The following is a 25,454-nucleotide window of genomic DNA, read 5'->3' on the forward strand; positions in this document are numbered from 1 at the left end:
TGTGCTGGCCGCCTGCAGGCAGAAAAGGAGTGGCAAGAATAAACCTCGGCGGGCCCTGCGGGAAGTCACAGGCGTGCCCGGCCGGGCGGATTGGCGGCGCGTCGCGCTATGCGAGCAGCGTGCCGCGCAGGGAATGCGGCAGGGCATCGTCGATGCGCACGTCGACGAACTGGCCGATCAGCCGTGCATTGCTGCAGGGGAAATTGACGATGCGGTTGTTCTCGGTACGGCCCTGCAGCTTGCCCGGGTCGCGCTTGGAAAAGTCGGTGACCAGGATGCGCTGGGTGCTGCCGACCATGCGCCGGCTGATCTCGAAGCCCTGCTGGTTGATGCGGTTCTGCAGGATCTGCAGGCGCTGTTTCTTCAGCTCTTCCGGGGTCTCGTCCGGCAAGTCAGCCGCCGGGGTGCCGGGGCGGGCGCTGTAGACGAAAGAGTAGGAAAAGTCGAAACCGACATCCTCGATCAGCTGCATGGTCTGCTCGAAGTCCTTCTCGGTCTCGCCGGGGAAGCCGACAATGAAATCGGAGCTGACGCAGATATCCGGCACCGCTGCGCGCAATTTGCGGATCCGCGACTTGTATTCGAGTGCCGTGTGGTTGCGCTTCATCGCCGCCAGGATGCGGTCGGAACCAGCCTGTACCGGCAGGTGCACGAACTTTACCAGCTGCGGGATTTCCGCATGCGCCCGGATCAGCGCGTCGGAGAACTCCAGCGGGTGCGAGGTGGTGTAGCGGATGCGGTCGATGCCGTCGATCGCCGCCACCGCATACAGCAGTTCGGCAAAGTCGGCGATCTGCCCGTCGGGGCGGCTGCCGCGGTAGCCGTTGACGTTCTGCCCGAGCAGGTTGACTTCGCGCACGCCGTTCTCGGCCAGGTGGGTCACTTCCTGCAGCACATCGGCCAGTGGCCGGCTGACTTCCTCGCCACGGGTATAGGGCACCACGCAGAAGGTGCAGTACTTGCTGCAGCCTTCCATCACCGAAACGAAGGCGCTCGGGCCGTCGATGCGCGGCTCGGGCAGGCGGTCGAATTTCTCGATCTCGGGAAAGCTGACATCCACCTGCGGCAGGCGCGTGCTGCGCGCGGCAGCGATCATTTCCGGCAGGCGATGCAGCGTTTGCGGGCCGAACACCACGTCCACATAGGGGGCGCGGTCACGGATCGCCGCGCCTTCCTGGCTGGCCACGCAGCCGCCGACACCGATCACCAGGTCCGGATTTTCCAGCTTGAGCTCACGCCAGCGCCCCAGTTGCGAGTACACCCGGTCCTGGGCCTTCTCGCGGATGGAGCAGGTGTTGAGCAGGATCAGGTCGGCTTCCGCCGGATCCTGCGTGACTTCCAGCGCCTGATCCTCGCCCAGCAGGTCGACCATGCGCGAGCTGTCGTACTCGTTCATCTGGCAGCCGTGGGTTTCGATATAGAGCTTCTTGGTCATGCTGGTCGTCGGAAGTGTGCAAGGGGCAGCGATTATAGGGGCGTCGCCGGCAGCTTCCTAGCGTCGTGCGTCGGGAGCCTGTGCTAAGCTGCGCACCCCCTTTCTTCAGTCCACTGCCATCCATGAGCAAGCCAGAGCCACTCTACAAGGTCATTTTCCTCAACCAGGGCCAGGTGTACGAGATGTACGCCAAGCAAATCTTCCAGAGCGATCTGTGGGGCTTCCTGGAAATCGAGGAATTTGTCTTCGGCGAACGCACGCAGATGGTCGTCGACCCCAGCGAAGAAAAGCTCAAGGCGCAGTTCGATGGCGTGGTGCGCAGCTTCGTGCCGATGCATGCCATCGTGCGCATCGATGAAGTGGAACGCCTGGGCACCCCCAAGATCAGCGAGGCCAAGGGTAGCGGCAATGTCATGCCGTTTCCCATGCCGATGCCTGAGCGCTAGTTGAACGCTAGTTGAGCGGCGGCTCGGCGGGGAAGCCCGGCTGGGTGGATTGCTCCAGGCCCTGCAGTTCGAGCAGGTAGTCGCGAAAAATCTCGCCGAGCACCTGGTTGGCGATCTCGACCTGGCTGCGCGACATCTGCTGATAGACCTGGTCGGCAGCGTCCAGCGCCTCTTCCGCGCCATTGACCGCGGACATCTTCAGCAGGATGTAGGCCTGGACCGGGTTTTCCGGTACGCCTTCGCCGCGGTAAAACATCAGCCCCAGATAGTACTGGGCCTGGGCGTGGCCCTTGAGCGAGGCTTGCTCGAACCAGAACAGCGCCTGGGACAGGTCGCGCTGCCGCAGCTCGCCCTTGTACTCGCCGTTGTAATGAAAAACCCCGAGTTCGAACTGAGCTTCGATGTCGCCAGCCTGGGCAGCCCGCTGGCAGGCGTTGACGGCTTCGGCCAGTTGCTCGGGCGGGGTGTTGAGCATGCAGCTGCCCGTGATCGGCACCAGCAACGAGTTATCCGCTGCCTTGACTGGCAGCGAAGCCAGAAGCAGCAGGCAACCCGTGAGCAGGGTGCGACTGGTGCGGTTCATGTGATCCTGGTGCCTCGGAAGCGATTGCGGACTGCCTGCCTGCCCGGCCGGCGCGGTGCGCTGTGTTGCGCATTATGGATGAAGCGCCGGCCTTCTTACAAAGGCTTTGCCGGGCTTTTGCCAGCAGCCAGCCCGCCCAGCAGCCAGGCCAGCAGCGGATAGGCCGGCGTGAGCAGGGCATGGAACAGGTCGACTCGCCGAAACGGGCCGGCAAATCCCTCGGTACCCACCAGCAATCCGGCGACGATGAACAGGCTGGTCACGCCGAGGGCCAGCAGCGCGGGGCGGCGCCACGGCCACTGGCTCAGGCCGGCATACAGGATCAGCAGCAGGCTGCCCAGTTGCAGCAGCAGCCGGTACTCGTCACTCCAGCCGAGCTGGCGGAACAGTTCGAAGCCGGCACACAGGCCCAGCAGCAAGCGGCCCCAGGCCGGCCCCTGCCAGTCCCAGCCACGGCTCAGGCTGAGTGCCGCCAGGCCCAGCAGCGGCAGGCCGAGGAAGCTGCTGGCGCGGCTAAGCCAGCCATGCAGTTCGCGGGCATCCGCAGTCAGGCCGAAACGCACCGCCCCGACTGCCGCGGCGGCCGCCGGCAGGGCAAAGCCGAGCTGGATGCAGAATCGTCGCGGGCCTGCGCCCGCCGCGCCGAGCACCTGGCGCAGGCCCGGCTGCAGCAGGCAGGCCAGGCAGGCGAGGGCGAGGATGGCATCACTCAAGGCAGTGCTGTACTGCATGCTCAATCGCGCAGTGCGGCGAAGGCGCGCTCGGCGGCATCCAGGGTGATCTGCAACTCCTGCGTGCCGTGGGCGATCGAGGTGAAGCCAGCCTCGAAGGCGCTCGGGGCCAGGTACACGCCGCCGTCCAGCATCAGGTGGAAGAAGCGCTTGAAGCGTTCGGCATCGCTGCTCATCACGTCGTCGAAGGTGACGATGTCGTCCGCGCCACTGAAGTACAGGCCGAACATGCCGCCGGCCTGGGTGGTGACGAAGGCGATGCCGGCGGCATCGGCGCGCTCCTGCAGGCCCTGCAGCAGGCGGCTGGTGAACTCGCTCAGCTCGGCGTGGAAGCCCGGCCGGCTGATCAGCTTCAGCGTGGTCAGGCCGGCGGCCATCGCCAGCGGGTTACCGGACAGCGTGCCTGCCTGATACACCGGGCCGAGCGGGGCGATGCACTGCATGATCGCGCGCTTGCCGCCGAAGCAGCCGACCGGCATGCCGCCGCCGATGATCTTGCCGAAGGTCGACAAGTCCGGGGTGACGCCGTAATAGGCCTGCGCACCGCCGAGGGCGACGCGGAAACCGGTCATCACCTCGTCGAAGATCAGCACCACGCCATGCTTGTCGCACTGCGCGCGCAGGCCTTCGAGGAAGCCCGGGGCCGGCGGCACGCAGTTCATGTTGCCGGCGACCGGCTCGACGATGATGCAGGCCACGCTGCTGCCGACTTCGCCGAGCATGGTCTCGACCGCCTGCAGGTCGTTGAACGGCAGGGTCAGGGTATGTTTGGCGAAGTCCGCAGGTACACCGGCGGAACTGGGCACGCCCTGGGTCAGCAGGCCGGAGCCAGCCTTGACCAGCAGGCTGTCCGAGTGCCCGTGGTAGCAGCCCTCGAACTTGATGATGTTGTCGCGCCCGGTGAAGCCGCGGGCCAGGCGAATCGCGCTCATGGTCGCCTCGGTGCCGGAGCTGACCATGCGCACCATCTCCATCGACGGCACCAGGCTGCATACCAGGTCGGCCATCTCGGTTTCCATGGCCGTCGGCGCGCCGTAGGACAGGCCATGCTGCAGCTGCTGGCGCACGGCCTCGAGCACGTCGGGGTGGCCGTGGCCGAGGATCATCGGGCCCCAGGAGCCAACGTAGTCGACATAGCGCTTGCCGTCTTCGTCGGTGACATAGGCGCCTTCGGCATGCTTGAAGAACAGCGGCGTGCCGCCGACGCTGCGGAACGCGCGTACCGGCGAGTTGACGCCGCCGGGAATGTGTTTCTGCGCGTTGTTGAAGAGGATTTCCGAACGGGTCATGGCAGGGTTCTCGTAAACGTTAAACGGTATGGAACAGTTCGCTGAAGGCGCGCGCGCGGCGTTCGACTTCGGTGGCATCGGCGGCGGCAAACAGGGCGTGGATCACGGCCAGCAGGTCGACGCCCTGGGCGATCAGTGCGGGCGCGTGGTCCAGGCTGATGCCGCCGATGGCGGCAATCGGCAGGCGGATGTCGCGCCGGGCCGCAGCCAGCAATGCGGGGGTGGCGCAGACATCGCCGGGTTTGGTCTGCGACTGGAAAAACCGGCCGAAGGCCACGTAGCTGGCGCCTTCGGCCACGGCCTGGGTCGCCAGCTCGAGCCGGGCGTGGCAGGTGGCGCCGATCAGCGCGTGCGGGCCGAGCAGGGCGCGGGCCGCCGCCAGCGAGCCGTCCTGCTGGCCCAGGTGCACGCCGGCACCAATTCGCGCGGCCAGTTCGGCATCGTCATTGATGATCAGCGCGGCGCCGTGGCGGACGCACAGCTCGTGCAACGCCTCGGCTTCGCGCAGGCGCTGCGCGGCATTGCTGGACTTGTCACGGTACTGCAGGAGCGTCGCGCCGCCTTTCAGCGCGGCTTCGGCATAGGGCAGCAGGCGGCCATCGGCCAGCAGCTGGCTGTCGGTGATGGCGTAAAGCCCGCGCAGTCTGGCCATCCGCGGCTAGCTGCAGAAGTCGAGCGGCAGGCGGCGCGGCACATACTGGCCGCGGCCCGGCTGCTCGGCGTCGCGCAGGGTGCGCCAGGTGTAGTCGAGGGCCGAGCGCACGGCGCTGACCAGTTCCTCGCCGAGGGCCAGGCGCCCGGCCAGGCTGCTGGCCAGGGTGCAGCCGGAGCCGTGGTAACTGCCGGGCAGGCGCGCGCAGGTAAAGGTATGCGCTTGGCCGCCACGCACATACAGGCGGTTGTGGATGTCCGTTTCGTCGCCATGGCCGCCGGTGATCAGCAGGTACTGGCAGAACGGCAGCAGCTTGGCGGCGCACTCGTCGGCGCTGCCGTCCGGCAGTTCGGCGAGGATGCGCGCCTCCGGCAGGTTGGGGGTGGCAATCGCGGCGATCGGCAACAGGCGCTCGCGCATGGCGTAGCCGACATCATCCTTGCCCAGCGAGCCGCCACCGCCGGCGCGCAGCACCGGGTCGCAGACCAGCGGTACACCGGGCAGCAACTGCATCAGCTCGACCACCGTATCGACCATCTCCACCGAGCCAAGCATGCCCAGCTTGACGGCGGCCACTGGCAGGTCGGCGATCACCGCGTGGGCCTGGGCCAGCACCCAGTCACGGTCGAGCACGCGGAAGGCGGAAACATTGACCGTATCCTGCACGGTCAGCGCGGTGACGGTTGGCGCAGCGTGGCAGCCTTGCGCGAGCAGGGCTTCGATGTCGGCCTGCAGGCCGGCGCCGCCGCTGGGATCGTGGCCGGACAGGCAGAGCACGACCGGTCGGGAAGGGGCGAAGTTCATGGGGATATTCATAGGCCGGCAAGCTTATCACTATTGATTCCGCCCACTAAAGGTGCGCTGCGGGGTGACGATTGTTCAGGCCTGAATGAGCAGGGCGTGTATCTGTCGCGGAAATGGCTGAAATGCCGCTTCCGGCAAAAGCTGAAGCATGGTTCACTTCTTCAAGGTCTGAACCGGGATTCATTTATGGTCTATCGCACCACCAGCCTGCGCCTCGACCGCGACCAGGAGCTGCGCGCCCGGATCCTCGAGTGCGCCCTGGCGCGGGTCAGTGACGGCGGCTTTGCCAGCCTGACCATGCAGGCGCTGGCCGGCGATGTCGGCCTGGCCACCGGCAGCTTGTACCGGCATTTCCGCAACAAGGCGCAGCTGGCCTGCGAGGTGTTCGCCAGCGCCAGCGGCCGCGAGGTCGAGGCGCTGGCCGTGGCCTTCGCCGCGCCGGGCACGCCGGGCGCGCGCCTGGCACAGGGCATCCGCCAGTTTGCCACGCGGGCCTGGCACAGCCGGCAGCTGGCCTTTGCCCTGATTGCCGAGCCGGTCGAGCCGGAGGTCGACGAGCAGCGCCTGCGCTATCGTGAGGCCTATGCCGAGCTGTTCGGTCGCCTGCTTGCGGAGGGGGTGGCCAGCGGTGATTTCCAGGTCGAGCAGATCCGCCTGGCGTCGGCCTGCCTGGTCGGGGCGATCGCCGAGGCGCTGGTCGGGCCGCTGGCGCCGGCGGCGCGGGTAGCGCAGGACTCTGGCCGAACGGCCAGCAACGCGGCCGAGATCAGCCGCCATCTGATTACCTTCTGCCTGCGCGCGGTCGGCGCCAAGGAGTACTAGCCATGTCACTGCAGTCATTTGCCGGCAGTCAATTTGCCGAAACCCATGAAGTCCTCAACCAGGTGCCATCACTCGACGGCGCCAACCTCTACCGTCTCGACCTGCCGCTGCAGGAGTGGGCCCGGCGCTTCGGAGGCGGCTGGGCCGAGGATCAGCTGAGCGTGTATGGCGGCCTGGCCGGCGGTACGCTGATGGCGGCCGGGTTCCTCGCCAACGAGAACAAGCCGGTGTTCAAGAGCCACGACCGCTACGGCAACCGCATCGACCTGGTGGAGTTCCACCCGGCCTATCACCAGCTGATGCACACCGCCATCGAGCACGGCATTCCCTCGTTGCCGTGGACCGACCCGCGCCCCGGCGCGCAGGTCGCCCGCGCCGCGCTGAACTACCTGCACAACCAGGCGGAGGCCGGCAATGCCTGCCCGCTGACCATGACCTACGCCAGCGTGGCGACCCTGCGCCTGCAGCCGGACCTGGCCGAGATCTGGCTGCCCAAGGTGCTGTCCGGCATCTACGACCCAAGCAACCTGCCGCTGGAACAGAAGAGCGGGGCCACCATCGGCATGGCGATGACCGAGAAGCAGGGCGGCACCGACGTGCGCGCCAACACCACCCGCGCCCATGCAGTGGGTAGCGCTGGTCCGGGGCAGCCGTACGAGCTGGTCGGGCACAAGTGGTTCTGCTCGGCGCCGATGTGCGATGCCTTCCTCACCCTGGCCTACACCGCCAGGGGCCTGTCCTGCTTCCTGCTGCCGCGGCACCGGCCGGACGGCACGCGCAACCAGTTCTATGTGCAGCGCCTGAAGAACAAGCTGGGCAACTGGGCCAACGCCTCCAGCGAAGTCGAGTACCGCGGCGCGCTGGCCTGGCTGGTCGGCGAGGAAGGCCGCGGGGTGGCGACCATCATCGAGATGGTCGCGCTGACCCGCTTCGACTGCATGATCGGTTCCAGCAGCCTGATGCGCCAGGCCCTGACCCAGGCCAGCCACCACTGCGCGCACCGCCAGGTCGGCGGCCGCGTGCTGGCCGAACAGCCGCTGATGCAGAACGTGCTGGCCGACCTGGCGCTGGAAAGCGAGGCGGCGCTGGCGTTGACCATGCGCATGGGCCGGGCACTGGACAACCCGCACGATGCGCAGGAGGACAAGTTCGCCCGGCTGGTCACCGCGATCGGCAAGTACTGGATCTGCAAACGCGCGCCGGCAATGATCGCCGAGGCCTCCGAATGCATGGGTGGCGCCGGCTACGTCGAGGAAACCATCATGCCGCGGCTGTACCGCGAGGCGCCGGTCAACTCGATCTGGGAAGGCTCGGGCAATGTGCAGTGCCTGGATGTGCTGCGTGCCCTGTCCAAGGAGCCGGGCGTGCTCGATGCGCTGTTCGTCGAGCTGGGCGACGGCCATGGCGATGCGCGCCTGAAGGCGCAGATCAACAAGCTCAAGGCCGGCTTCGCCGACACCGCAGACATCCAGTACCGCGCGCGCCAGCTCACCGAGGACGTGGCCCTGGCGCTGCAGGCCAAGCTGCTGCTGGAAGCCGGCAACAGCACGGTCAGCGACGCCTTCCTCGCCAGCCGCCTGGGTGGCGAGGGCGGGCGCGTCTACGGCACCCTGCCACGCGGCGTGGATGCCGCGGCGCTGCTGGCGCGCAGCACGCCGCATCTGGCGTGAGCCGGGCTGGCGGCGAAGATGATTTTGCCGCGCAGCTTTTGATCTTTGTAGGAGCCAGCTTGCTGGCGATGATAGGCACGGGCAAAAGCATCGCGAGCAAGCTCGCTCCTACAGGTTTCGCGCGAGCAGCTGGCTGGGACATAGCCGACGAAAAAGCCCCCGGTGGCATGCCAGCGGGGGCTTTTATAGTGCGCAATCGTCAGGCGTCAGATCGTCTTGACGATCTTCGGCGGTACCCAGGTGCCGTCGAGCACCGAGGGCTGGGTTTCCTTCGGCCAGTACATGCGCATCATCGGCACGAAGTCGCCCTTGGGCGCCGGCAGCCAGTTGGCCTGCTTGTCCTTGCCCGGCGACTCTTGCTGGAAGTACAGGGTCAGCGAGCCATCGGCGTTGTACACCAGCTTGTCGCGCGGGCTGACGGTGAACTTGTTCAGCACGTTGGGCACGAACCACCAGCCCTGGTCGACCATGTACATGGTGATCGACCAGAAGGCGTTGACTGGCGGGGTCTGGCCCTTGGCGAAGGTCAGGGTGTAGCGGTTGGCGCCATTAAGTTTTTCGCCGTTGCTGTCGACCTCGGTATAGGGGTAGACCGCATCGTCCTGCAGGTTGGCCGGCCAACCGAAGGCGGCCACCACCGCGCGCTTCATGTAGTCGGTGCCGTACACGCCGAGGCCCTTGCTGATGATCAAGCCATTGGCCAGCGAACCCATCTTCGCCTTGTTGATACCGATCTGTTCCAGTGCGCGTTGCGGCAGGTCCTTGAGGGCGGCCTGGGTCTCGGCGCCGAGCTTGCTGCTGTCGAACGGCTGGCATGGCTGGATGCCGATCTGCGCCATGCGCGCCAGGATGGGTGCATCTTCAGCGGCCGGCGGCGCGACTTCGCACATCAGCTGGGCCAGCTTGTTGAAGTAGCCATCGACGCCCATGTCGAGGATCACCTTCTGCGGCTTGTCGGTCATGCTGTAGCCGGGGTTCGGGTCGAAGGGCGCTTCTGCGGGCGGCGTATAGGGTTGGCCCCAGGCCGACAGCGGGGTGATCTTGTACTGGGCCTGCAGGGCGTTCACGGCCTGGTAATCCGCCTCGCTGCCATCGGCGTAGGTGCGGCCGAGGATCACCGTGTAGCGGGTCTTCACCGGCACATGGGTCATCCCCGCGGGGACTTCGCCCTTCCAGCCGGGACCGGTGACCAGGAAGTCGGCGGCCTTCTCGCCGGTGGTGCGGGTGCCCGGGGTGTAGAAGTCGGTCATCCACAGGTCGGTGAACGGGAACAGGTAGTAGCGCTGGCCCATGTCCGGGTGGCTGAACACCTGCGGCTCCTTCAGATCGAGCCAGCCCAGCGAGTAGAGGGTGTCGGCGTTCGGCGCGGACACCGCGCGAAATTCGGCGGGCGGGTAGCGCTTGACGTTGATGAACTGGCCCAGCGGGGCGCGCAGGCCTTCGGCCTTGGCCACGTTGGTCATCTGCACGCGGGTCACTTCGGTGGTGAGCAGCGAGTAACCGTAGACGTAAGCGTCCATGGCGATCTGGCCGGCCTTGTCGGCCGGCAAGGTCGTGTTGCTGTAGACCGTCAGGCTGTAAGCCATGGCGGCAAGTAGTAGGCACGGTCTGAACATGGAAAACTCCAATGTTGAATGGCTGCAAGCGGAACCTGAAGGCGCTTCGGATGCTAGATAAAAAATGGAACTAATTCCAGTTATTGGGTCGCGGGTTGTTCTGGGAGTAATGGCAACTACTCCGTCGATTCAGGATGCTAGCAATGCCTTCAGCGTCGGCATTTCAGCGGGTGCGGCAGCCATTGCCTGGCCGAGTCTTATTGTTTGACCGTGTCGTTAGCGGTAATCGATACTGTGACAATCTGTTTCCTCCCTTTTGCAGGCTCAGGAGTATTTCAATGCGCCGGTTACCCGCCGCCCTTGTGGCTTTGGTCCTTCTTTCAGCCTGCGGCAAGGATGCCCCGGAGGTGGCCGAGCGGCCAGCGGTGGCCGTGACGGTGCTCAAGGTTCAGCCCAAGGACACGCAAATTGTTCCTGAGTTCGACGGGCAGACGGTCAGTTCGCGCCAGGTGACCATCATGGCGCGGGTAGACGGTTTTCTCGACAAGCGGGTGTATACCGAAGGCAGCATGATCAAAGCCGGGCAGGTCATGTTCCTGCAGGACCCCAAGCCGTTCAAGGCGCAGCTGGATGCGGCCAAGGGCGCTCTGGCCGCCCAGGAAGCGCGCTGGGAAACGGCGAAAAAGAATCTGGCACGGGTCAAGCCGCTGGTGGAGCTGAATGCGCTGAGCCAGAAAGACCTGGATGACGCCGTTGGCTCGGAGCTGTCGGCTGCCGCCGCCGTGCAGACCGCGCGCGCCGATGTCGAGCAGGCGCAGCTGAATCTGGGCTACACCACCATTACCTCGCCCCTGGCCGGACGTTCGAGTTACGCCCGGGTGCAGGAAGGCGCTTACGTCAGTTCTTCGAATAACCTGCTGACCTATGTCGATCAGGTTGACCCGATCTATGTCAATTTCAGCCTGTCGGAGAATCAGTTGCTGGAAATCAGCGGTCTGGTCCGCAGCGGCGTCCTGCAACAGCCAGAAAATTTGGATTACGAAGTCAGGCTGGGCTTGGCGGATGGCAAGCAGTACGCGCAGAGCGGGCGCATCACCTTTGCCGATGCCGATTTCAACAAGAGCACCGGTACCTACCTGCTGCGCGCCACGGTGCCCAATCCCAATGCGGAGCTGAGGCCGGGGCAGTTTGTGCGGGTATCGCTGTTGGGCTCGATAGCGCCGAACGCCATTGTGGTGCCGCAGCAGGCGGTGATGCAGGGTGCCAAAGGGCATTTCGTGATCGTGGTGGACAAGGACAGCAAGGCGCAGATCCGCCCGGTGCAGGTGGGCAGTTGGTACAAGGATCAATGGTTCATTCGCTCAGGATTGGCTGCCGGTGATGTGGTGGTGGTCGATGGCATGGCCAAGCTGGCTCCGGGCGTGCTGGTAAAAGCGACCGAAGCAACCGCCAAACCCGCTCCCGCCGTCCAATAGTCAGAGACCTAGCCCATGTTTTCGCACTTCTTTATCGACCGGCCGATTTTCTCGGTGGTGGTTGCGCTGATTATTTCCATTGCCGGACTGGTGGCGATGGTCTCTTTGCCCGTCGCCCAGTTTCCGCAGATCACCCCGGTACAGATCCAGGTCACCGCCAACTACCCTGGCGCCAACGCCACACTGGTCGGGCAGAACGTCGGTGCGCCGCTCGAGCTGCAGGTCAACGGCGCCAACAACATGCTGTACATGTCGTCGACCAGTTCCTCGACCGGCAACTACACCCTGAATGTGTATTTCGATATTTCCACCGACCCCAACCTGGCCCAGGTGGACGTGCAGAACCGCGTCAGCCAGGCCTTGTCGAAGCTGCCGCAGGCGGTGCAGGCCCAGGGCGTCAAGGTGCAGCAGAAAACCACGTCCTTCCTCATGGTGCTGGCGATCTATTCGCCGGACGGCCGTTACGACGAGAACTTCATCGGCAACTACACCAATACCCAGATTCTCGGCGCCGTTAACCGCATCCCGGGAGCCAACCAGGCGGCGATCTTCGGCGTGCCGGATTACGCCATGCGCATCTGGCTCAAACCCGACCGGATGCAGCAGGTAGGCATCTCCGCCAGCGAGATTTCCGACGCGATCAAGATGCAGAACCAGCAGTTTGCCGTGGGCCGGATCGGCGCACCGCCTACTGAGGGTCCCGTGGTGCAAACCTTCCCGGCCACCACCCGCTCGATTACCGAACCGGAAGAGTTCAACAACATGATCCTGCGCGCGGACAACGCCAGCGCGGCCTTGTTGCGGGTCAAGGATGTCGGTTACGCCGAACTGGGCAAGCAGAACTACGACCTGCGCACCAGCTACCAGGGCAAGCCGGCCACGCTGATTGCGGTGTATCAGCAGGTAGGCGCGGACTCCAATGCCATCGAGGTGTCGAAGAATGTCCGCGCCACCCTCGATGAGTTGTCCAAGAGCTTTCCTGAAGGCATGGAATATGAAGTAGCGCTGGACACCACGCTGTTTGTGCAGGACTCGATCAAGGAGGTGATCCATACTTTCTTCGAGGCGGTGGTGCTGGTGGTGCTGGTGGTATTCGTGTTCCTGCACAGCTTGCGCCTGACCATTATCCCGGCGATTGCGGTACCCATCTCCATTCTCGGCGCCATGGTCGGCATGTTGCTGATGGGCTTCTCGGTCAACATGCTCACCTTGTTCGGCATGATCCTGGCCATCGGCTTGGTGGTGGATGATGCCATCGTCGTGGTGGAAAACACCGAGCGCAACATGATCCAGTTTGGCCTCAGCGCCAGGGCGGCGGCCAAACGGGCGATGGACGAGGTCAGCGGGCCGGTGGTGGCGGTGGTGCTGGTGCTCAACGCGGTGTTTATTCCGGTGGCTTTCCTCGGCGGCATTACCGGTGCACTGTACAAGCAGTTCGCCATCACCATCGCCCTGTCCATGCTGTTCTCCGGCATCGTCGCGCTGACCCTGTCGCCGGCGCTTGCCGTGCTGTTGATCAAGGCCAAGCACGGCGAGAAGAAAGGCTTCTACAAATGGTTCGATGACAACATGGACCGCGTCACCAACCACTATGTGGTCGGGGTGAAGTGGGTCATGCAGCACTGGAAGCTGGCCATGGCCGGTTTTGTGCTGGTGATACTGGCCACCGTGTGGTTGTTCAAGTTGTTGCCGACCGCCTTCGTCCCGGCCGAGGATCAGGGCTACCTGTTCGTGCCGTACTTCCTGCCGGATTCGGCCAGTCTGGATCGCACCGAAGCGATTGGGGCGCGGGTGGCCGAACTGGCCCGCCAGCACCCGGCGGTGGAGAACGTTACCCAGGTCGACGGCTACAGCCTGATCGACTCGCAAAACAAGACCAACTTTGGTCTGCTGTTCGTTTCCCTCAAGGGCTACGAGGAACGCCAGGGGCCAGGCATGCAGGCCGATGACGTGCTGGCCAAGTTGCGCAAGGAAACGGCGGGATTCCAGGATGGCCTGGTGGTGCCGTTGAACCCGCCGTCGATTCCCGGGCTGGGGGTGACTGCCGGCTTCCAGATATGGATCGAGCAGAAGGGCAGTGGCAGCTTCACCGACCTGGCGGCGGTGGTCGACAAGATCATTGCCAAGGCCAAGACCCGGCCGGAGTTGGCCGGGGTTAACACCACCATCCGCGCCAATGGCCAGCAGTTGTTGGTCGACGTCGACCGGGACAAGGCCGAGCTGCTTGGCGTGGCCGTGCAGGACGCCTACAACACCCTGCAAACCATGTTCGGCTCGCTCTACGTCAACCAGTTCCCCAAAGACTCCCGCTTGTATCAGGTGGTGTTGCAGGCCGAGCCGAAATACCGCATGACGCCGGAAGATATCGGGCGTTTCTATGTGAAGAACCGTGACGGCGACATGGTGCCGCTGTCGGCGTTGGTCACGCCCAAGTTTGTGGTGGGACCGGATCTGTCCACGCGCTTCAACAACTACCCGGCGATTGCCATCAATGGCGCGCCTGCGCCAGGGGTCAGCTCGGGTGCGGCGCTGGAAGCGATTCGCCAGGTGGTTGAAGAGGAGATGCCCTCTGGCTACGGCTATGACTGGGCCGGTGAGGCGCGTGAACAGGTCAGTTCGGGCTCGACCTCGGCCATCGCCTTTATCTTCGGGCTGATCTTCGTCTTCCTGATTCTGGCGGCCCAGTACGAAAGCTGGTCGCTGCCGGTGGGGGTGATGATGGCCGTGCCCTTTGCCATTCTCGGCGCGCTGATTGCCATTGCCTTGCGCGGCACGGCGAATGACCTGTACTTCCAGATCGGCCTGCTGACCCTGGTGGGCCTGGCGGCGAAAAACGCCATCCTGATTGTCGAGTTTGCCGTCGAGCTGAACCGCAAGGAAGGCATGTCCTTCTTCGATGCGGCGGCAGAAGCCGCGCGTCTGCGTCTGCGGCCGATCGTGATGACCTCGTTTGCCTTCATTCTCGGTCTGGTACCGCTGGCGATTGCCAGTGGTGCCTCGGCCAACAGCCGGCATTCGATTGGTACCGGGGTGATTGGCGGCTCACTGGCGGCGACGGTCATCGCGGTGTTCTTTATTCCAATGTTCTACTGGTTGCTCTCCAGCGCCAGCGAAAGGGTGTTTGGCAAGGCGAACCCTCCGCAGCAGGAGCCTGTGGCTAACGCCGAGGCGAGCACAGGCAAGGGAGAACAGCCATGAAGTTGCGCATTCTGGTTTTGGCCATGATGGCCGCTGGCGCCTCCGGTTGCATGGTTGGCCCGGATTATCTGCGGCCGGGTATCGATACGCCTGAAGCGTATCGTTTCGAGCCCAAGCAGACGGCGCAAACAGCCGACACCGAATGGTGGAAGCAATACAACGATCCGGTACTGGATCAGCTGATCAGTGATTCGCTGGCCAACAACTGGAACGCGCAGATCGCTGCCGCTAACGTGCAGGCCGCTGCCGGGCTTCTGACCACCACCCGTGCGCCGATCTTTCCGCAGTTCGGTTATTCGGCTGACGCCGGGCGTACCCGCTACAGCGAGTCCGGCGACGGGGCTGTCGCGCCCGGTACGGTCAATCCGCAGGACTTCAACCAGGCCGGCTTCACCGCCAGTTGGGAAATCGATCTGTGGGGGCGCATCCGGCGCCAGTCCGAGGCCGCCGAGGCCAATCTGCTGGCTACCGAGGAAGCACGGCGCGGGGTGATCCTGTCGCTGGTGTCCGGTGTGGCGACCGGCTACCTGCAATTGCGCGGCCTCGACCAGCAACTGGAAGTGGCGCGCAAGACGCTGGATGCCTACGGGCAGTCGCTGAAGTACTTCGAACTGCAGTTCAAGTATGGCCAGACCTCGGAGATGACCGTGGCCCAGGCGCGCTCCCAGTACGAGACCGCAGCCGCCGAGATTCCGCGGATCGAACAGCAGATCGTCGAACTGGAAAATGCCTTGTCCCTGCTGGCCGGGCGCAATCCCGGACCGATTCCGCGCGGCAAGCCGCTTGAGCAGATGGGCTCGCCCGCCATTCCGGCCGGTCTGCCTTCGCAGTTGCTGGAGCGCCGGCCGGACATCATGCAGGCCGAGCAGCAGTTGATTGCGGCCAACGCGCAGATCGGTGCCGCCAAGGCGCTGTACTTTCCGTCGATCTCGCTCACCGGCAACTTCGGTGGTGCCAGTTCGGAGCTGTCTGATGTGTTCAGCGGCTCGGCGAAAACCTGGAATTACACTGGCTCGTTCATCGGCCCGATCTTCACCGCCGGCCTGATCAGTGGCCAGGTCGCCCAGGCCGAGGCCAACCAGCAGGCGGCCTTGCTGAATTATCAGCAGGTCATTCAGGCCGCTTTCGGTGATGTCAGCAATGCATTGAGCGCGCGCGCCAGCCTGCTGCAACAGGTCGAGTCCCAGCGCAAGCAGGTAGCGGCCCTGAGTGATTACGCGCGTCTGGCGCGCTTGCAGTACGACGGCGGCTACTCGCCCTACTCGACGGTGTTGCAGGCCGAGCAGCAGCTGTTCCCGGCCCAGCTCACTCTGGCGCGCACCACCGCCAGCAGCGAAGCGGCACTGGCGGCTATCTACAAGGCGATGGGCGGTGGCTGGGTGGACAAGGCCGCGGCCATGACTAAAGCCGGAGTTTCGGTACTGGCGCCCGTTGCGAGTCCCGCGCAGCAATAGTCACGCAGACTGCCCATCGGCCATCGACGCAGAAACGCAAAGCCCCTGGTGCATGACGCCAGGGGCTTTTTTATTTACAGCGTTGATCTGGCGGGCGATGCGTTTTACCGGACGCGCACAATCTGCGGCGGCATCCAGCTGCCGTCGAGAATCGACGGATTCTTCTCCTTCGGCCAATACATACGCAGCATCGGGATGAACTCCCCTTGCGGTGCCGGCAGCCAGTTGGATTCCTTGTCCTTGCCCGGCGACTCCCTCTGGAAGTACAGCGTGGTCGAGCCATCGACATTGGTCTTGAGGTTGTCGCGAGGGCTGACGGTGAACTTGTTGAGCGCATTGGGCACGAACCACCACCCTTGGTCGATCATGTACATTGTGAAGGACCAGAAACCGTTCGCCGGTGGAAGCTGACCCTTGGCAAAGGTGATCGTGTAGTTGTTGGCGCCGGTCAGCGTCTGACCATCGGCATCAATCGTTGTGTAGGGATAGACCGCGTCTTCCTGCAGGTTGGCCGGCCAGCCGAAGGCAGCCACCACCGCGCGTTTCATGTAGTCAGTACCGTACTGACCCAGTCCCTTGGTGATCTGCCAGCCATCGACCACCGTGCCAAGGCTCTTTTGGTTGGCGCCGATGGTATCGAGCGCCGTCTTGGGCAGGTCTTTCAGCGCAGCTTGCACGGCCGGATCAAGCTTGGCCAGCTCAAAGGGCTTGCACGGCGCGAATCCGATCCTGGCGAAACGCCCCAGCGTCGGCGCATCGGCCGCGTAGGCCGGAGCGTCCTTGCACATACGCTGGCTCAGCCAGTTGAAGTAACCTTCAGTGCCCATCGCCAGAATAACCGCCTGTGGCTTGTCGGACATGGAAATGCCAGGGTTTGCATCAACCGCCGGAGCCACTGGCGTGTATGGCTTGCCCCAGGCCGAGAGCGGGGTGATCTTGTATTGAGCCTGCAGCGCGTTGACCGCCGCATAGTCAGCATCGGTGCCATCAGCATAGGTACGGCCAAGGATCAGCATGTAACGTGATCCGAACCTGTAGTGCGTCATGCCCTTGGGCACCTCGCCCTTCCAGTCCGGACCGGTGAGCAGGAAGTTGCCGGCCTTGCCGCCGGTTGTACGAGATCCAGGGCTCTGGAGGATGGACATCCACAGGTCGTACATGGGGAACAGAAAGTAGCGATTACCCATGTCGGGATGGCTGAATACCTGCGGCTCGGACAGGTCAATCCAGCCGGCTGAATACAGGGTGTCGGCATTGGGTGCCGACACGCCGCGGTAGTCTCCCGGCGGGTAGCGTTTGATATTTATAAATTGCCCCAGAGGTGCATGCAGGCCTTCAGCCTTGTCCACATTGGACATCTGGATGCGCGTGACGTCAGTGGTGACCAGCGAGTAGCCGTAGACGTAGGCGTCAGTGGCGATCTGCTGTGCTTCGCTGGCGGACAGTTCTCCTGCCAATGTGGTCTGCAGGCTTGTAGCGCTCAGGGCTGCCAGCGTTATCGCGGATAGCTGCAGGGTTTTTTTGATTGGCATTGAGGGTACCTCTCGATAGCTGGTCAGTAGTGACGGACTCGCGGGTAATCCGTGAATGGTTGCTGGATATCCAGGCAATGGCGCTGGGGCTATGCCTGCTGGCATGCAGGCATTCGGGCGGTAACCGCCAGCGGCGACGGTCGATGCTGCGCGTGTTCCAGGCGCTTAAAATGCTAAGTTGTCAGAAGCGCTTTTCAATTGATTACGGTGGTTATTTTTTGACAAATGGAGACAAAAATGAACCCGAAAGGCGGCGGACTGGAAGCCGCGCAGGCTCCCGGTGACCATCAAGGCACGGGGCGCGGACTGGGGCGGCCAGCAATTTTGGATTCCGTGCGCCGTGTTGGTGGTGCGCTTGCCCTGCCACAAGTTTTGGCCGGGGACGGGGTTGATCCCTATGTCCTGCTGGCCGAGTTCGGCTTGGCACCAATGACGTTCAGTGATGCCGAGAACCTGATTCCGGCGAACCTGATCGGTCGCCTGGGCGCGCGTGCGGTCGAACTCACTGGGCTGGCCGATTTTGGCCTGCGTGTGGGCATGCAGACGAACCTGCGGGCGCTTGGTCTGCTAGGTTATCTGGCGACCAGCGCGGAGACGGTCGAGGCCGCCCTCAACTGCATTACCGACTTCTACCAGATCCAGAATCAGGCGGTGGTACCGTTTCTCTCACGGCGTGGCAGCGATGCGGTATTCGGCTACGACGTGCTGGATCCGGCCAGTCCCGGCGCAGATCAGCTCACCTTCGGTTCGCTGGCGAGCATGCTTAACTTCCTTCGCGAACTCTGTGGTCCAGGGTTCCGACCGCGCGAAGTGTGCTTCGCCTATGCCGCGCCCGCTGATACATCGCTGTTTCGCAGTGTCTTCGGCGCTAACCTGCGTTTCAGCAGTTCCAGCAGCGCAATGCTGTTCGATGCCGCCTACCTTGATCGCCGTCCGCCTGGAGCGGACCCGGTACTGCACGGGCTGCTGCTGAGCCAGGCACGTCAGCAGAACAGTAGCGGCAATCACCTCCAGGTGATGGGGCGCATCTCCCGAGTGATGCAGGCCTTGCTGGCTGCTGGTCGTTTCAGCGAGGAGGAAGTGGCGTGCTGTTTCGGCATGAACCGGCGCACGCTATCGCGGCGGCTGCGGGCGGGCGGTATCACCTACCAGACGTTGCTCGACCAGGTCCGCTTTGATCTGGCCCGACAACTGCTTGGGGACTCCCGCGTGGCTATGATTGAAATCGCCAGCCAGCTGGGCTTTGCCGATACCGTCACCTTCACCCGCGCCTTCCGCCGCTGGTCCGGCACGACCCCTGGACGCTGGCGTCGCGAAGAGCAATCGGCGCGGTTGTCGTAGTGGTGCAGCGCAGAGATTGTCCCTGTCATCTTTACGCAGGCATGATTAGCCCAGAATTTGACCAGGTTGCTTGGCATGAGTACCGAACGGAACGCATTTATCACCGTCGATAGCCCCGAGCAGGCAGTGGACCACCTGGCTGCACTTTACGCACAGGCGAGTGACGCCCTGAGTCAGGCGCTTGGGCGCTATCTGCGAGAACGCGTGGAGCCCGATGAGCACCAGCGCAAGCGCTTCCGCTACCCGCTGCTGCGCCTGACCTATCGCTGCCAGGGCGAAGTCCCGAGCACGGTGCGTGCCTACGCCAAGGTGCAGACACCCGGGACCTACAGCGTCAGCGTGACCCAGCCGCAGGCGTTCCGCCGTTACCTGCTCGACCAGCTTGGCCCGCTGATGCAGGACTTCACCCTGCTGGTCGAGGTCGGGCCGAGCGAGCAGAGCATCCCCTATCCCTATGTGGTCGAGCAGGGCGACGAGCTGGCCGGCTCCGGGGTGACAGCGGCCGAGCTGGCCCGGGTGTTCCCCAGTACCGACCTGTCGGCGGCCACCGACAGCGTGGCCGATGGGCTCTTTGTGCGCGACGATCCCGAACAGCTGCCGCTGGCGCTGTTCGATGCGGCGCGGGTGGATTTCTCGCTCAAGCGCCTGCAGCACTACACCGGCAGCGACTGGCGGCATGTGCAGCCGTGGATATTGCTGACCAACTACCACCGCTATGTTGACCAGTTCATTCGCCACGGTCTGGCGCAGTTGCGCGACAACCCTCGTTTCGTGCGCATGGTGCTGCCGGGCAATGTGATCATCGAGCGCGGCACCACTGAGGCAGACGCCCAGGCGGTAGCCGATGCGGTGGTCTGGCACCGTTACCAGATGCCGGCCTATCACCTGCTGGCCGAGGATGGTCATGGCGTAACGCTGGTGAATATTGGTGTCGGCCCGTCCAACGCGAAGAACATCACCGACCATCTGGCCGTATTGCGCCCGCACTGCTGGCTGATGATCGGCCACTGTGGCGGCCTGCGGCAGTCGCAGACCATCGGTGACTACGTGCTGGCGCATGCCTACATGCGTCGCGACGGCATCCTCGACCGGGTGCTGCCGACCAATATCCCGATTCCAGCCTTGGCCGAAGTGCAGCAGGCGCTGCAGGAGGCCGCCGCGCAGGTCACCGGCGAGCGTGGCGAGGCACTGAAGAAGCGCCTGCGCACCGGCACCGTGCTGACCTACGACGACCGCAACTGGGAGTTGCACTGGGCCCACGAGCGGGCGCTGATCAACCTGGCGCGGGCGGTGGCTGTGGACATGGAAAGCGGCACCGTCGCCGCCCAGGGTTATCGCTTGCGGGTGCCCTACGGCACCCTGCTGTGCGTCTCGGACAAGCCGCTGCACAGCGAGATCAAACTGCCCGGCGCCGCTGGTGTGTTCTACGAGAAAGCGGTCAGCCAGCACCTGCAGATCGGCCTGGCCGCCCTTGATCTGCTGCGTAGCCAGCTAGAGTCGCTGCACTCGCGCAAGCTGCGCAGCTTCGACGAACCGCCGTTTCGCTAAGCTGCGCGGCAGCGCCTCAACTGGCGCCGAGGCGTTGCCGGCGGAACTCGCTGGGGGTCATGCCGAGCTGGGCGCGGAAGGCGCGGTTGAACGGGGTGATCGAGGCGAAACCGACATCCAGCGCGATGCTCAGCACCGGCAGGCGCCGGCGCGCGGGGTCGGCGAGTTGCTCGCAGGCGGCCTGGATGCGGAACTGGTTGAGGTAGGCGTTGAAGTTGCGCTGGCCGAGCGAGCCGTTGATCAGGCGGCGCAGGCGGTACTCGGCGACACCCAGGTGGCTGGCCAGGTCGGCCACGCTGAGGCTTTCCCGGCGCCACAGTTGCTGTTCGTCCATGGCTTGGCGCAGGCGCTCGAGTGTGGCCTTTTCCTCAAGCAGCACCTCGGGCTCTGCCGCTACAGCGCCAGGGCTTTGCGCTCGCGGTGTCTGCGGGCTCAGCAGTTCCAGCATATTTTCCAGGCGCAGGCTGATCCACAGGGCGAACAGCGCGATGCCGGCCAATTTGATCAGATCCCGATAGGGCAGCGTCTCGACGTTTACGCCCAGGTTCAACAGCTGGAAAGCGATGATGTACACACCGATGCCCGGCCCCAGCCACAGCCGAAGGTTGCGGCGCTCGATCAGCAGGTCCGCGCCGTGCTGGTGCCAGCTCAGCCAGATCACATGGGCGGCCATCAGGCCGGCCAGGCCTTGCTGCAGCACGAGCAGGTAGTGCAGGACCGGTGCAGACAGCCCGGCATGGTCGATCAGCAGGCTTAGCCCGATGATCAGAGGCAGCGGCGCCAGATACAGCGGGCGCCAGCGAAAGCTGTCGTTGAACAGGTTCTGGCCGAGCAGCCAGAACACTGTTGGGGCCAGACTGTCCAGTAGTCGCAATGGCACTTGCAACGCCGCCGGCAAGTGTTGGCCGAAGCTGCCGGAGCTCAACAGGTAACCCGCGGTGCATGACACCAGGCCGAGACATAGCAGGCGGCTGGCCTGATGTGGCGGCTGCAGCAGGCGCAGGGCGAGCAGCAGCAGAAGCGCCAGGCCGCCGCCGCGCAGCATGGGGTCGAGGTTCTGTTCCAGCTCAGGGAGCATTCGTCAGCGTTCGTCCGGTCAGGTGGAGCTCGGGCTGAATTGTCTGTGCCGGCACCCGCCCCATGGCGTTGGCGCTGGCGTGCCAGTCCTGCCCCAGCACCCACAGGGTGCCGAGCAGGCAGATGCAGATTAGCAGGCTGCCGAGCAGCAGGGCAGCCTTGCCGGGGATGGCTGCGCTGCCGGGAGTTGCCGCGCTGCGTTGTGCCAGATGCTGCTGGATGTGCCGGGTATGGATGGACATGGTCGAAGCCTCCGTTGGGGTACGCCAGCACTGTCACCCTTGCGGCGGTTCGGGTCTGGGCGAATCAGGAAAAACCCGCGGCGAATTTGAAATCGCTCAGAGATTGCACTTTCCGCCAAGCCTTCGCGGCGTGCTGCGACACCAGCCCGACCATGCGGGGGCTGCCGAACCGGTAGGCTCGGTTGAGCGCAGCGAAGCCCAACACGGACCCTGTACTAACCCCGCTGGGCTTCGGCGCGGTGCGCCGCAACCCAACCGGTCAGCCCCACTGCGCTGGCCAGCCGCGCGCGATACTCCGGGTGCTCGGTGCCCAGCCAGCGATCCCACCAGGTGAAGTACAGTCCGTAGTTATGCCGACCGTATTGGTGGTGCAGGTCGTGGTGGGTGGTGGTGGTCAGCCAGTCGAACCAGCCGCTGCGGATCATCCAGCGCGGCATCAGTTCATGGCCGCAATGACCGATCACGTTGCGCACGATCATGTGAATGCTCCAGAGCAGCTGCACCAGCGGGTGGACCGGCAGCACAAAGGCGAACAGGATCGGAAACGCCGTGTGCAGCAGCGCCTCGCCGGGGTGAAAGGCATAGGCGGCCCAAGGCGTCGGCGTGCGGGACAGGTGATGCAGGCGATGCGCCCAGCGCATCAGCCGCGGTTGGTGCAGCAGCCGGTGGGTCCAGTAGAAGTACGCATCGTGGGCGACGATCATCAGCAGCAGGCTGTAGCCGGCATACGTCAGGCCGTATTCATCCAGATTCCAGTACAGCTGGCTCCAGCCCTGCCGGGCGACCCAGAAGATGCCGACCAGGCTGGCGCCAGCGAACAGGCAGGCGGTGAGCAGCGACCAGCCGATCTCGCGGCGGTAGTTGGCCGGCGTCGGCCGGCGGGCTTGCAGGCGGCGTCCTTGCAGGCGCTCGCGCAATAGCCAGAGCAACAGGGCGAGCGCCCCGGCGCTGAGCAGGTACTTGATCACGTCGTGCAGCATCGAGTTCTGCAGGTGGGCGAGGGTCAGCATCTGGTGTTCTCCCTGTTGCGCCAGCGCAGGTTGCCCGGCTGGCGGTGCGAGCGGTGGTCGATTCGGTGCGGGACTGGTCGGAGCGCTGCGTTCAGCTGCACCAGTTGGTGCAGCCGGTGTAGGGCAGGTCCCAGTTGTCGAGGCGCCACTGCTGCTGGTTGTCGCCGAGTTTGGCCAGGCACAGCAGCAGGCTGAGGATGACCGCGCCGAGCAGGCAGGCGGGCAGGGTCTTGCGGGTAACAGCGTTGAGTCCGGGCATGGGGCAATCCTCCGTGGGGTGTGGACTGCAGCTTGGCGCTGCAGGCCGCGGAGTGCTTGCCGATTAGTTGCAGACCGTTGGCCGATTCCGAAATTGCGCAGCTATTTCAGTTTTCGCCAAGCTTTTCCCGGCGGAATTCACTCGGTGTAACGCCCAGTTGGGCCTTGAAGGCGCGATTGAACGGGCCGATGGAGGCGAAACCGACATCCAGGGCGATGCTCAGCACCGGCAGGCGGCGGCGTGCCGGGTCGCTGAGCTGGGCGCAGGCCGCCTCGATGCGGAACTGGTTGAGGTAGGTGTTGAAGTTGCGCTGGCCCAGTGCGCCGTTGATCAGCCGGCGCAGGCGGTATTCGGCCAGCCCCAGGTGGCTGGCCAGGTCGCCGACGCTGAGGCTTTCGCGGCGCCACAGCTGCTCGACCTGCATCGCCTGCTGCAGGCGCTGCAGCGCCGGCTGGTCGGGACCGGGTACGCCGCCGCTATCCGCGGCAGCCGTCGGGTGGGGCCTGGCTGCGGGCGGCGCGAGCAATTCGAGCAGGGCCTCCAGGCGCAGGCTCAGCCACAGCGCGCCAAGGCAGATGCCGAGCAGGTTGAGCAGGTCGAGCCAGACGGGAAGATAGCCCTGTGGCTGACCCAGCTCCAGCAGTTCCACCAGCAGCACCGTGAGGATATACAGGCCGATCCCTGGGCCCAGCCACAGGCGCAAATGGCGCCGCGGCAGCAGCAGGTCGCTGCCATGGTTGCGCCCGATCAGCCACAGCACATGGCCAACCAGCAGCCCGGCAAACAGGTGCTGGAACAGGTCCAGCAGCTGCCGGTTGGCGGCGTTGTGCGGCATGCCCAGCCACACCAGCGGCATGCTGCCGAGGGCAAGCACGGGCAGGGCATGCAGCCAGTGCCAGCGCAACTCGTCGTCGAACAGGGCCTGACCGAACAGCCAGAACAGGGCTGGCGCGAGGGTGGCCAGCATCACCAGCGGCACGCGCAGCGGCAGCGGCATGCCGGCATCGAAGCCGCCCGAGGTCAGCAGGTAGCCGCCGATGCACAGCACCAGACCCAGGCACAGCAGGCGGCTGGTGTGGCGTGGCGGCTGCAGCAGGCGCAGGCCTAGCAGGGCCAGCAGGCCGAGCCCGGCGCCGCGCAGCAGCAGGTCGGCAATCTGTTCCGGGGCTACAGGCATCTACGCATCTTCCTCGGTGGCGGGGCGACCAGTCTAGCCTGCCGGCCGGGCCAGTGGTGCTACCCGCCAGTGTTCGCCGGGTTGCGGTGCGCGGAATTCGTGGTGGGCGACATGCCGGTCCTGCAGGGCATGCTGCAGGGCCATCGGCGGGGCGAACTGGCCCTCGTCGCTGAGGCGGAAGGTGCCGAAGTGAATCGCCATGCTGCACTGCGATTGCAGTTGCTGGTGGGCCTGCACGGCATCGTCCGGGTCCATGTGGTTGTCGCGCATGAACCAGCGTGGCGCATAGGCACCGATCGGCAGTGCGGCAAAGCGCATTGCTCCGAAGCGCTGGTTGATCAGGCGAAATTCCGGCCCCAGGCCGCTGTCGCCGGGGAACAGCACAGGACCGTCGGGTGACTCCAGCACGAAGCCCAGCCACAGCGTCTGGTTAGTATCGGCGCGGCTGCGCGCCGACCAGTGCTGCACCGGCACCGCGTGCAGGGTGAGCTGGTCGTCCAGCGGCAGGCTCTGCCACCAGTCCAGTTCGTTGATCCGGGTAAAGCCGCTTTCAGCAATCAGCGCGGCATTGCCCAGGCCGGTCACCACCCGGGCCTGCGGGAAGCGCTCGGCCAGTTGCGCCAGGCTGTCGAGGTCGAGGTGGTCGTAGTGGTTGTGGCTGACCAGGATCAGGTCGATCGCCGGCAGCTGGTCCAGGCTCAGGCCCGGCGGGTGATGGCGCCGCGGGCCGATGAACTGGAACGGGCTGACCCGCTGCGACCAGACCGGGTCGGTGAGGATGTTCAGGCCGTGCAGCTGGAGCAGCAGGGTCGCGTGGTTGATATAGGTGACGTGCAGCTCGCTGCCGGCGACCCGCTCGGCCAGCACCGGCGGTTCGGCCGGACCCGGCTGCTCGATCCAGGCCGGTTGCGGTGCGCGGCTGAACTGCCACTTGAGCAGGCTCCACAGGTTCTTGTGCGGCTTGGGCTCGATATTGTGGAACTGCTTGCCGTCGAAATGCGCGGTGGCGGGCCCTTGATGGCCGGGGGCGCCGCGGCCGAGGAAGCTGTCCAGGTTGATTTTCCAGGCGGGGCGGGCGGAGCTGGGCATGGCCGGTAAACTCGAGCTTGCGAAAGGGTTGCGGCAGAACCTAGCATGCCACTCCTGCCCAGCG

The 25,454-nt window shown here is 64.8% G+C and carries 22 protein-coding genes; 8 read left to right on the forward strand and 14 right to left on the reverse strand.

Annotation, left to right across the window (positions count from 1 at the left end):
• Positions 1-106: 106 nt before the first annotated feature.
• Positions 107-1,435 (reverse strand): tRNA (N6-isopentenyl adenosine(37)-C2)-methylthiotransferase MiaB, encoded by a 1,329-nt coding sequence (miaB, locus tag ISX93_RS12680; RefSeq protein WP_195779100.1) that lies wholly within the window; start codon positions 1,433-1,435, stop codon positions 107-109.
• 122 nt (positions 1,436-1,557) lie between these two features.
• On the opposite strand from miaB, the gene ISX93_RS12685 reads away from it, so the two are divergent.
• The gene (locus ISX93_RS12685; RefSeq protein ID WP_195779101.1) at positions 1,558-1,881 is read left to right on the forward strand and encodes a DUF1820 family protein; all 324 of its coding nucleotides are present in this window, start codon (positions 1,558-1,560) and stop codon (positions 1,879-1,881) included.
• 7 nt (positions 1,882-1,888) lie between these two features.
• Here the strand turns inward: ISX93_RS12685 and ISX93_RS12690 are convergent, their stop codons facing one another.
• From ISX93_RS12690 to ISX93_RS12710, 5 genes are all read right to left on the reverse strand, one after another.
• Positions 1,889-2,464, reverse strand: a complete 576-nt coding sequence (locus ISX93_RS12690) for a tetratricopeptide repeat protein (protein WP_195779102.1) — start codon at positions 2,462-2,464, stop codon at positions 1,889-1,891.
• A gap of 95 nt (positions 2,465-2,559) precedes the next feature.
• Positions 2,560-3,195, reverse strand: coding sequence for a hypothetical protein (locus tag ISX93_RS12695; protein ID WP_195779103.1), 636 nt, complete (start codon positions 3,193-3,195; stop codon positions 2,560-2,562).
• A gap of 2 nt (positions 3,196-3,197) precedes the next feature.
• Complete coding sequence (gene hemL / locus ISX93_RS12700) at positions 3,198-4,484, reverse strand: glutamate-1-semialdehyde 2,1-aminomutase (protein WP_195779104.1); 1,287 nt, start codon at positions 4,482-4,484, stop codon at positions 3,198-3,200.
• Positions 4,485-4,503: 19 nt separating this feature from the next.
• Entirely contained in the window at positions 4,504-5,136 is a 633-nt protein-coding gene (thiE, locus tag ISX93_RS12705) for a thiamine phosphate synthase (protein WP_195779105.1), read from the reverse strand.
• A gap of 6 nt (positions 5,137-5,142) precedes the next feature.
• On the reverse strand, positions 5,143-5,940 hold the full coding sequence (locus tag ISX93_RS12710; RefSeq protein ID WP_195779106.1) for a hydroxymethylpyrimidine/phosphomethylpyrimidine kinase: 798 nt from the start codon (positions 5,938-5,940) through the stop codon (positions 5,143-5,145).
• A 186-nt stretch (positions 5,941-6,126) separates the two neighbouring features.
• Here ISX93_RS12710 and ISX93_RS12715 point away from each other — a divergent pair, with 186 nt between their 5' ends.
• A complete protein-coding gene (locus ISX93_RS12715) occupies positions 6,127-6,762 on the forward strand; it encodes a TetR/AcrR family transcriptional regulator (protein ID WP_195779107.1) in 636 nt (211 codons plus the stop codon).
• A gap of 2 nt (positions 6,763-6,764) precedes the next feature.
• Positions 6,765-8,432: an acyl-CoA dehydrogenase family protein gene (locus ISX93_RS12720; RefSeq protein WP_195779108.1), complete on the forward strand. Its 1,668-nt coding sequence runs from the start codon at positions 6,765-6,767 to the stop codon at positions 8,430-8,432.
• A 206-nt stretch (positions 8,433-8,638) separates the two neighbouring features.
• On the opposite strand, the gene ISX93_RS12725 is transcribed toward ISX93_RS12720, so the two are convergent.
• The gene (locus tag ISX93_RS12725) at positions 8,639-10,048 is read right to left on the reverse strand and encodes a DUF1254 domain-containing protein (RefSeq protein WP_195779109.1); all 1,410 of its coding nucleotides are present in this window, start codon (positions 10,046-10,048) and stop codon (positions 8,639-8,641) included.
• A 278-nt stretch (positions 10,049-10,326) separates the two neighbouring features.
• On the opposite strand from ISX93_RS12725, the gene ISX93_RS12730 reads away from it, so the two are divergent.
• From ISX93_RS12730 to ISX93_RS12740, 3 genes are read left to right on the forward strand one after another with little or no spacing between them, the layout of a single operon-like run.
• Positions 10,327-11,463 carry an efflux RND transporter periplasmic adaptor subunit gene (locus ISX93_RS12730; protein WP_195779110.1) on the forward strand — a complete coding sequence of 379 codons (1,137 nt, stop codon included), beginning with the start codon at positions 10,327-10,329 and terminating at the stop codon, positions 11,461-11,463.
• A 15-nt stretch (positions 11,464-11,478) separates the two neighbouring features.
• Complete coding sequence (locus ISX93_RS12735; protein WP_195779111.1) at positions 11,479-14,661, forward strand: efflux RND transporter permease subunit; 3,183 nt, start codon at positions 11,479-11,481, stop codon at positions 14,659-14,661.
• A complete protein-coding gene (locus ISX93_RS12740) occupies positions 14,658-16,115 on the forward strand; it encodes an efflux transporter outer membrane subunit (protein ID WP_195779112.1) in 1,458 nt (485 codons plus the stop codon). Before ISX93_RS12735 ends, ISX93_RS12740 begins: the two co-directional genes overlap by 4 nt.
• A 104-nt stretch (positions 16,116-16,219) precedes the next feature.
• Here the strand turns inward: ISX93_RS12740 and ISX93_RS12745 are convergent, their stop codons facing one another.
• Positions 16,220-17,647: a DUF1254 domain-containing protein gene (locus ISX93_RS12745; RefSeq protein WP_195779113.1), complete on the reverse strand. Its 1,428-nt coding sequence runs from the start codon at positions 17,645-17,647 to the stop codon at positions 16,220-16,222.
• Between the two features lie 237 nt (positions 17,648-17,884).
• Here ISX93_RS12745 and ISX93_RS12750 point away from each other — a divergent pair, with 237 nt between their 5' ends.
• Together ISX93_RS12750 and amn are read left to right on the forward strand one after the other, a co-directional pair.
• A complete protein-coding gene (locus ISX93_RS12750) occupies positions 17,885-18,988 on the forward strand; it encodes an AraC family transcriptional regulator (protein WP_195779114.1) in 1,104 nt (367 codons plus the stop codon).
• Between the two features lie 75 nt (positions 18,989-19,063).
• The gene (amn, locus tag ISX93_RS12755; RefSeq protein WP_195779115.1) at positions 19,064-20,536 is read left to right on the forward strand and encodes an AMP nucleosidase; all 1,473 of its coding nucleotides are present in this window, start codon (positions 19,064-19,066) and stop codon (positions 20,534-20,536) included.
• Between the two features lie 16 nt (positions 20,537-20,552).
• On the opposite strand, the gene ISX93_RS12760 is transcribed toward amn, so the two are convergent.
• From ISX93_RS12760 to ISX93_RS12785, 6 genes are all read right to left on the reverse strand, one after another.
• Positions 20,553-21,614, reverse strand: a complete 1,062-nt coding sequence (locus ISX93_RS12760) for a helix-turn-helix domain-containing protein (protein WP_195779116.1) — start codon at positions 21,612-21,614, stop codon at positions 20,553-20,555.
• A complete protein-coding gene (locus ISX93_RS12765; protein ID WP_195779117.1) occupies positions 21,604-21,855 on the reverse strand; it encodes a hypothetical protein in 252 nt (83 codons plus the stop codon). Before ISX93_RS12765 ends, ISX93_RS12760 begins: the two co-directional genes overlap by 11 nt.
• Before the next feature lie 215 nt (positions 21,856-22,070).
• On the reverse strand, positions 22,071-22,865 hold the full coding sequence (locus ISX93_RS12770) for a sterol desaturase family protein (protein WP_195779118.1): 795 nt from the start codon (positions 22,863-22,865) through the stop codon (positions 22,071-22,073).
• Between the two features lie 91 nt (positions 22,866-22,956).
• The gene (locus ISX93_RS12775; RefSeq protein ID WP_195779119.1) at positions 22,957-23,124 is read right to left on the reverse strand and encodes a hypothetical protein; all 168 of its coding nucleotides are present in this window, start codon (positions 23,122-23,124) and stop codon (positions 22,957-22,959) included.
• A gap of 106 nt (positions 23,125-23,230) precedes the next feature.
• Entirely contained in the window at positions 23,231-24,301 is a 1,071-nt protein-coding gene (locus tag ISX93_RS12780) for a helix-turn-helix domain-containing protein (protein ID WP_195779120.1), read from the reverse strand.
• A gap of 33 nt (positions 24,302-24,334) precedes the next feature.
• Entirely contained in the window at positions 24,335-25,390 is a 1,056-nt protein-coding gene (locus ISX93_RS12785; protein ID WP_195779121.1) for an MBL fold metallo-hydrolase, read from the reverse strand.
• Between the last annotated feature and the right edge of the window lie 64 nt (positions 25,391-25,454).

This window comes from Pseudomonas sp. N040 (assembly GCF_015637705.1).
Lineage (GTDB): Bacteria > Pseudomonadota > Gammaproteobacteria > Pseudomonadales > Pseudomonadaceae > Aquipseudomonas.